1 pseudogene is annotated in these 1,687 nt (G+C 46.5%); it reads right to left on the bottom strand.

Going from position 1 to position 1,687, the window contains the following annotated elements:
- Nucleotides 1–787: 787 nt before the first annotated feature.
- Nucleotides 788–1,687 (bottom strand): annotated as a pseudogene (locus FEM54_RS32035) (hypothetical protein); the annotation flags it as partial.

The raw sequence follows: 1,687 nt of genomic DNA, 5'->3' as shown, positions 1-1,687 counted from the left end.
TTTGAAAATCGTTTAAAGTTTCTGAGTTCAATTATCTTCAATTTTGCTTGCATTCCCTGCGGTGCTGCACGCCTGATTTACCGAATTGCTGAAGCATGCGATTCGGGGCCTACTCAAATTTTGAGCCAATAGCTCATGATAGCAATTTGCCTCAAAAATTTAAATGACCGCGAGCTAAATTCAGCTCGAATCTAGGGCAGCTTTTCTGATGTAGGCTCGCCAAGGACACTCATAGGCCAAACCAGAATTCGATCGCAATTCATTCGAGACCGCCTACCCCAGTTCCTATGTCTCCAAGGATGCTGCTTTTTGCCAGTGGCCTCTATAGTCGACTCATGCTGGCCAAAACGAAGGATTCCCAGCATCAGCTTAGTTATCGCACCACTTAGAAACTAGAGCCTGCGGGGTCACCTAAATTCGCATTGATGTCCGAAGCGAAGCTGATGTATTTACTGACCGGGTCACTCTCACGGCTCTAAGCGGCTAACGATTTGCCCCAGTACCACCGCACAGCCCCTGATACAGCTTCTATTCAGCAACTAGAAATAGCTCCTTGACCGCTTTGCGAAGGGAGCCAGGGATGGCGTTAGGGCGCCTACCGGCCTGAAGCCACCTTGGGTGCAGACTAGCCTGAGCGGCCATTTTCGCCGCTTTTATCTGAAGCTTTACTAAAACCGAGCCGTCGCATAACTAAGAAAGTAATGCGACAGCCAGTCTATAGTTGGTATGTGGCAATTCAATCTCATGATTTAGAAGTTACGCGACGACATGACAACAGGTAAGCAAATCAAGCGTCGTTTCGATAAAAGAGGTAATCTATTTCATCATTAGATAAATCGGCAAAACGAGGCCTGGCCTTCACAGGTGGATCATAGGGTGAAGGTGAGTCAGCATCTACTTCATTGAAGTGCTCAAAAAATTTCTGCTCCAGATCGATCGAGTCATAAACAGATCTAGCCACATGGGAGACATCTACAGCGCCATACTCTTCGGCCAACTCACAGATCAGCCCCTTAAGTCTCGCCCTAGCACTTGACTCGGTATTAATGTCGGAGAACACTCGATCCTCAGGAAAGTTATCTCCGAACTCCTCTATCATCTGATAGGAAACAACTTCATCATAGAGGTTACCCAGATAGCTGTACCCGTGCCGAATCATGTGAGCTACGACTCCTCCAAGAGCAATCATTTCTCTATCCGAAGGGTGATTTTCGAAAGCAACTGACAAAAACCGTTGTATGCGAGACAAGTCCTCGCCAGCAATATCCTTGTCAAGAGCCCAGAGAATTATCTGGGCGGAGTACATATAGCCCATTCCACAGTCAGCGCTTAGAATTTTTTCAACTGCCCGAATAAGAGAACTGTCGGAAACACACAGGGGGCGGACGTATTGAGCCCTTATCATGCACAAATTTGCCAAGTACTCGCCTGACACCCCGAAAAACTCTTGCTCCCCTAAACGCCTAAAAGTGAAATCAATAAATTCGCCTGCGTAACGGCTTGAAATAAACCCGTTCTTAACCAACTCGGAAATAGTGGTTAGAGACTGCATAGTTAGCAAGCTGCTAAAGCATGCACGTAAAGCTGGTGCGTTCTTACAGTACCTCGCTAATATATAGTCGCCCAATGAAGGATTAAATAGTTTCAGGTAAGGTATAGAGCTACTCAGGATCATGCGAGTCAGTAT

It is taken from the genome of Pseudomonas edaphica (assembly GCF_005863185.1).
GTDB classification, from domain to species: domain Bacteria; phylum Pseudomonadota; class Gammaproteobacteria; order Pseudomonadales; family Pseudomonadaceae; genus Aquipseudomonas; species Aquipseudomonas edaphica.
The sequence above is the reverse complement of the archived record's forward strand: the minus strand, read 5'-3'. Positions and strand labels throughout refer to the sequence as shown.